The sequence below is a fragment of the Halobacillus aidingensis genome, assembly GCF_900104185.1.
In the GTDB taxonomy this organism is placed as follows: Bacteria; Bacillota; Bacilli; order Bacillales; family Halobacillaceae; genus Halobacillus; species Halobacillus aidingensis.
Window position 1 is genome coordinate 21,626 of sequence record NZ_FNIZ01000034.1, and the last position, 6,369, is coordinate 27,994.

Consider the following 6,369-nt stretch of genomic DNA (forward strand, 5'->3'; position numbering starts at 1 on the left):
GTTTGATTGGGGAGATCACCATGGAAAGAAGTCTATCGATGGAATTAGTAAGAGTCACGGAAGCAGCTGCATTGTCATCTGCGCGTTGGATGGGGAGAGGAAAGAAAGAGGAAGCCGATGATGCGGCGACCTCAGCCATGCGCGATGTGTTTGATACGATCCCGATGAAAGGGACCGTCGTGATCGGAGAAGGGGAAATGGATGAAGCGCCTATGCTTTATATCGGTGAAAAACTAGGCAATGGGTACGGAGCAAGAGTCGATGTAGCTGTCGATCCACTCGAAGGGACAAACATCGTGGCTCAAGGAACGTGGAATGCCCTTGCTGTCATAGCGATCGCTGATCATAAGCAGCTTTTACATGCCCCTGACATGTATATGAATAAAATAGCCGTCGGTCCGGAGGCTGTAGGGAAAGTGGATATCAACGCCTCCATTGCAGAAAACCTGCAAGCCGTCGCTGAGGCGAAAAAAAAAGATGTGGAAGATGTCGTTGCCGTCGTCTTGAATCGCGAACGCCACCAGGGGATCATTGAGGAGATCCGCGAAGCTGGCGCAAGAATCAAGCTGATCCCTGACGGTGATGTCGCCGCAGCGATCAATACAGCCTTCGATCATACAGGTGTAGATATTCTGTTCGGAATAGGCGGGGCCCCTGAGGGAGTGCTTGCAGCCGTCGGACTGAAATGCCTTGGAGGTGAAATCCAAGGAAAGCTTCTACCTGCCAATGATGAGGAACGTCTCCGTTGTGAACAGATGGGGATTGAAGATGTCGACAAAGTCCTTTACATGGAAGATTTCTGTGGAGGGGATGATGCCATCTTCGCAGCCACCGGTGTCACCGATGGAGAACTCCTTAAAGGCGTGCAATTTAAAGGACAGAAAGCGACGACTCAAACGTTAGTCATGAGGGCTAAATCAGGGACGGTCCGTTTCATTGACGGAGACCACAGCCTGAAGAAAAAGCCGAATTTGGTCATGAAACCATAGTGAAAACAACCTTCATCAAAGAGAGAGGAAGCTGTGTTCAAACCAGCTTCCTCTTCATCTACAAAAACCCACCTTCTTAAACATTTCACAAATTAGCATTGAAACTGTAGAAAGACAGGAGTACAATAAAGATTGTTTGATTAGGATAGAAGATAATGACACACGTCTCCTTATGCTTCTATTTACTGACTTCACTTAACTTCTTCTCATTCTTCTAACAAAAAAGTTCTGCTGAAGGAATGTTTTCCTTTGTTAGGAAGCAGATCCTCTATATAATGCAGGGCCATTCAATAAATCCTTTAGAGAAGTTTTTAATTCTATATGTAATAAAAGGGTGTCATGTCCGAGTTTTTTTAGCCTTTCCATCTTTAGGGTTGTAAAAAACATGATGTCCCCCAAAGATTTTATGCGTTCGTCTGCATGACTTGAAAATAAAGAAAACTAATAAAAAGTGGTGATCACGTGGCGGATTTAACAATCTCCAATTTAGAAACAATGACATTGAAAGGGCTTTATGCTAAAGCTAGACAATATAAAGTCTCTTACTATGCAAAATTGACAAAGCGCGAATTGATTTTCGCGATTTTAAAAGCCCAGGCTGAAAAAGATGGTTTCCTTTTCATGGACGGAATCCTTGAGATTATTCCTTCAGAAGGATTCGGTTTTTTACGACCAATCAATTATTCTCCAAGCGCAGAGGATATTTACATTTCTGCCTCACAAATCCGTCGTTTTGACTTAAGAAATGGGGACAAGGTATCCGGTAAGGTACGTCCCCCGAAAGAGAACGAACGTTATTATGGTTTGCTGCACGTAGATGCCGTAAACGGTGAGGACCCAGACTCTGCGAAGGAGAGGGTACACTTCCCTGCGTTGACCCCATTGTATCCGGATCGTCAAATGAAGCTGGAAACGGAGACGAAAAAGCTTTCCACACGCATTATGGATTTGATGGCGCCCGTTGGTTATGGTCAGCGTGGTTTGATTGTCGCTCCACCAAAAGCAGGAAAGACGATGCTTTTAAAGCAAATGGCCAACAGCATTTCTACAAATCACCCCGATGCAAAGCTCATCATTCTGCTTGTCGATGAACGTCCTGAAGAGGTGACAGATATTGAGCGCTCCGTAGCGCCGGATGTGGATGTTGTCAGCTCTACGTTCGATGAAGTTCCAGAAAACCACATCAAGGTTTCTGAACTAGTGTTGGAAAGAGCGATGCGTCTTGTAGAGCATAAACGCGATGTTATTGTTCTCATGGACAGCATCACTCGTTTAGCTCGCGCCTACAACCTAGTCATCCCTCCAAGTGGACGTACATTGTCAGGAGGAATCGACCCAGCTGCCTTCCACCGTCCGAAACGATTCTTCGGGGCTGCGCGTAACATTGAAGAGGGAGGGAGCTTGACGATTCTTGCCACCGCCCTTGTGGACACAGGTTCGCGCATGGATGACGTCATTTATGAGGAATTTAAGGGGACAGGAAACATGGAGCTGCATCTTGATCGCAGTCTTGCTGAGCGCCGGATCTTCCCTGCGATCGATATTCTTCGTTCTGGAACAAGAAAAGAAGAATTGCTTCTGCCTCAGACGCATCTTGATAAAATCTGGGCCATCCGGAAATCGATGTCTGATTCGCAGGACTTCACGGACAGGTTCCTGCGTCGCTTGAGAGCATCGAAAAATAATGAAGAGTTTTTCGATCTCATGGATAAAGATATGAAAGGGAAAGCAACAGCCGCCCGTCGTTAAAAAGGATTCATGGTTTCAACGATTGTATGTTTCTTGAAACTGGATGTTGCATCAGGGGGGAGCCCCTGTTATAATCATTCTATGTGAGTTTCAGTACAAGGTGTTATCACGAACCTTCGACGGCTCTTACAATAACTCTGTTTCCAAAGGATTCAGGGCAAAAAGGAGTGGAAGAACATGAAAGCAGGAATTCATCCAGAATACCGTAAAGTCGTATTCCTAGACACAAGTTCTAATTTCAAGTTTCTAACAGGGTCTACTAAGTCTTCTGAAGAAACAATCGAGTGGGAAGATGGAAACACTTATCCATTGATCCGCGTAGAGATTAGTTCTGCGTCTCACCCGTTCTACACAGGTAAGCAGAAAGCTGACAAAGCTGGCGGCCGTGTGGATCGCTTCAAGAAGAAATATAACCTTTCATAATAATGATACCCTCTCTCTTGAGAGGGACTTCATCATTTTGAACAAAAACAGGCAAATTGTCTCAGATGTTTGCCTGTTTTTTTGTCAAAAAATAGGGGTATAAAAGCTCTTGTTAGAAAGGTGCTAAATTATACTCTTCAAAGGACTCATCAATATGGGGAGCTGTCCTTGGTGATCAAAGCCGCCGTTAAATCGGTGTCATCAAGGGCGCTCTTTTTTGTTGAAATAAAGGGGAGGATACCGGATGATCCCCCCATATTTGAAGCTTGATCGAGTGAGAAGGGAGCGACAGTAGACGTGTATGTAATGAAACAAAGTGGATGGGTCGAGCTCATCTGCGGAAGTATGTTCAGCGGAAAATCAGAGGAGTTGATCCGTCGCGTCAGGCGCGCGACTTTCGGTAATTTGACGGTCCGTGTCTATAAACCTGCGATTGATGACCGGTACAAAGAAGATGCGGTTGTATCTCATAATGGCACTTCTGTGATGGCTCGTCCTGTGAAAAGCTCGCTGGATATCCTTCAGCATGTGACGGATGAAGTGGATGTCGTAGGAATCGATGAAATGCAGTTTTTTGACGAGCATATCGTTGAGGTCGTAGAGTGTTTGGCAGACAAAGGCATACGCGTCATCGTCGCTGGACTGGATACCGACTTCAGAGGTGAACCTTTTGGTAAAATGCCGGATATGATGGCACTGAGTGAAAGTGTCACAAAACTAAACGCCATCTGCCCTATTTGTGGTTCACCGGCCAGCCGTACTCAACGCTTGATCGATGGGGCGCCCGCTTCCTATGACGATCCAATCATCTTAGTGGGTGCATCGGAATCATACGAACCGCGTTGCCGCCATCATCACGAAGTACCTAACAAGCCCAGGCAACAAGAAGTAAAAAAGGTTTACGCTGAAAAAACAACATAAAACACTACTCAGACAGCTGATCTCAGCTGTCTTTTTTTAACTACTGAAAACCCAATTCCTTTCTTACAAGAAATCTCCCTTTTCTTGAAGACTCAGTTTCGAGACGTTTCCGGGGGTTCGTTGCTAAGTTTAGCGTCAGGGGTGGTTGGGAAGCTACTCGCTTTCCTTTGGGGGAGCGCCGAGCTTCCTCGGACTACGCCCTGCGGGATCTCGCCTATCTCCTTCTCCCACGGGGTCTCGCAGCTTCCCAACCACCCCATTCGATGCATATGTGAAATGAACCCCTTTCCCGAGGATGAATGTCTTTCACAATTCCTGATTTATAGTAATTAAGCGCTCTATAGCAAGCTTTTTATCCAGAATAGCGGTTATGGAAATTCATATAGATCTACTTTCCTTGTCAGTAAAAACATCCTATACCGGAAGTGGTTTCGAAGCACTTATTTGATAAAGGGGCGGAGGGGAATGGGGAGACTCCTGCGGGAAAAAAGTGCTTGGTGAGACCCCACAGGACGCAGTCCGAGGAGGCTCACCGCGCTCCCGCGGAAAGCGAGTCATTCCCCGCAGCCCCATCCACTCAACAAAAGTCTCGAAACTGAGTCTTCAAGAATCCTGCCAATTAGTTTAATAAATGTGCTTTCCTATATTTTCGATGTGCTCTATTCCGTTTAACTGCCCTTGTTTTGTGATACTTTATATTGTAGATAAACGTTTGGTCTGGGGGGATAGGAATGGATAAGCAGTCTATTCAGTCAGAAATGTCGAGCTATATTGGCAAGCTGCTGCGTGACCACTTCGGAAAAGGACCCTCTTCTGTATTCGTCTCCATAGAGGGGAAATTTCTAACCATCTACCTGAAAGATTTCCTTGCGCCAATGGAGCGGGTATTAGTCGGGCAGAAAAATGATAAAAAAGTGGATGAAACGCGAGACCTTATGATGAGAGAATTAATTCCTGATATAAAAGCAACTCTTCGTGCCGATACAGGTATAAATGTCGATACACTATATTATGACTGGTCTTTATCTAGACAAACCGGTGTACTTATCGGAGTGATTAAAACGGACAACCCTGACAAGGAAGGTTTAAAATCCTATAAACATAAAGACGCGGTACACGAAGAAGTGGAAAAAATGAGCCGCAAAGCAGAAAAAACACCGGCTTCCATTCGATCGTTTTTGTTGAATGAACGGACACTACTGATAGAGCGTAACGGAATATTAGTTGCTATTGAAAAGGAAATGATCAATGCTGGATATGAACAGCCTCTGAAGATTTCCAAACGAAGGCTGGAAAAGCGACTTTTGAATCTTGCCTCATTAGAAACGATTCTTGGCACAAGTATAGAAGATGTCTTTGTAGACTGGGATTTTAATAAGGATCGTAGTTATATGGTTCTCATATTGAAACCGTAAAGAGGGGGATGTAGAATGATCGGCAAAACGGACACGAAGCTGCTGGAGAAGACATTATTGCTTGAAGAATGCATGAATGCCTATAAGTACGCTGTGGAAACTGTTCAGAAAAACAGCCCGGTTATGGATGAAATGGCGGCGTCATGTGCGGAGGTTTGCAGGAAGGCTGCAGAAGAGTGTTTAACTCTAGGAGAAATGGAAAACGACAGAGTTTACCTTATGTGTTTAGAGTATGTTCAATTATGTGAAGAGCTTGAGGGATATCAAAGGATTCGGCAACAAAAGGACATGAAAAAATCAGTTTAAGCAGCCCTGTTTTCATTTCGTCCATTCTGTACTATAATAGTGATTGGGATGAAACGGAGATGTTTGATCCTTACTCGTGCTTAACCATTGAACGAAGATAACATTTTTATATATTATTCGGTAACATTGATCTGGACAATAGAGCTAGACAAAAGCCGAAAAGTATCTTTCTTTCCACAAGTGGATACTTTTCGGCTTTTTTGTGTTTTTCGAGCTGATTATGCTCAACGAAAGGAGTATGCGCTCTGTATCGTATAGTTGGATTAGATAGCCACCGTGTCGTTATTGAATTTAGGAAAGATAACAAGGATTTGGTTTTTGATAAATATGCAGAAGCTGAAGAATACTTGAAAAAAATCAAGCAGGAAGACATCATCCCTAAAAAATATCAATTACTCATCCAAGATTAATCCCCCAAACCAAGCGGATCCCCCGCTTGGTTTTTTTACGCTTATTTCACTAATGCTCCCTTTAGTTGAAGACTCAGTTTCGAGATGTTTTCGGGGTTCGTTGCCGTATTGGGCGTCAGGGGTGGTCGGGAAGCTACTCGCTTTCCTGTGGGGGAG

General features: G+C 44.5%; 6 protein-coding genes. All 6 read left to right on the forward strand.

Annotated elements, in window-relative coordinates:
- Nucleotides 1–20: 20 nt before the first annotated feature.
- The 6 genes from glpX (at nucleotide 21) to BLS23_RS20475 (ending at nucleotide 5,803) form a co-directional block, all read left to right on the forward strand.
- The gene (gene glpX / locus BLS23_RS20450) at nucleotides 21–989 is read left to right on the forward strand and encodes a class II fructose-bisphosphatase (protein ID WP_089654857.1); all 969 of its coding nucleotides are present in this window, start codon (nucleotides 21–23) and stop codon (nucleotides 987–989) included.
- A gap of 462 nt (nucleotides 990–1,451) precedes the next feature.
- Entirely contained in the window at nucleotides 1,452–2,738 is a 1,287-nt protein-coding gene (rho, locus tag BLS23_RS20455; RefSeq protein ID WP_089654858.1) for a transcription termination factor Rho, read from the forward strand.
- Between the two features lie 177 nt (nucleotides 2,739–2,915).
- Nucleotides 2,916–3,161: a type B 50S ribosomal protein L31 gene (locus BLS23_RS20460; protein ID WP_089654859.1), complete on the forward strand. Its 246-nt coding sequence runs from the start codon at nucleotides 2,916–2,918 to the stop codon at nucleotides 3,159–3,161.
- A gap of 297 nt (nucleotides 3,162–3,458) precedes the next feature.
- On the forward strand, nucleotides 3,459–4,082 hold the full coding sequence (locus BLS23_RS20465; protein WP_089654860.1) for a thymidine kinase: 624 nt from the start codon (nucleotides 3,459–3,461) through the stop codon (nucleotides 4,080–4,082).
- Between the two features lie 731 nt (nucleotides 4,083–4,813).
- Nucleotides 4,814–5,497 carry a Na-translocating system protein MpsC family protein gene (locus tag BLS23_RS20470; protein ID WP_089654861.1) on the forward strand — a complete coding sequence of 228 codons (684 nt, stop codon included), beginning with the start codon at nucleotides 4,814–4,816 and terminating at the stop codon, nucleotides 5,495–5,497.
- 15 nt (nucleotides 5,498–5,512) lie between these two features.
- Nucleotides 5,513–5,803, forward strand: a complete 291-nt coding sequence (locus tag BLS23_RS20475) for a four-helix bundle copper-binding protein (protein ID WP_089654862.1) — start codon at nucleotides 5,513–5,515, stop codon at nucleotides 5,801–5,803.
- Nucleotides 5,804–6,369 lie beyond the last annotated feature (566 nt).

Coding starts and splice junctions, on each gene's coding strand:
- glpX (WP_089654857.1), top strand. CDS start 21: ATGGAAAGAAGTCTATCGATGGAATTAGTAAGAGTCACGGAAGCAGCT.
- BLS23_RS20460 (WP_089654859.1), top strand. CDS start 2,916: ATGAAAGCAGGAATTCATCCAGAATACCGTAAAGTCGTATTCCTAGAC.
- BLS23_RS20470 (WP_089654861.1), top strand. CDS start 4,814: ATGGATAAGCAGTCTATTCAGTCAGAAATGTCGAGCTATATTGGCAAG.
- BLS23_RS20475 (WP_089654862.1), top strand. CDS start 5,513: ATGATCGGCAAAACGGACACGAAGCTGCTGGAGAAGACATTATTGCTT.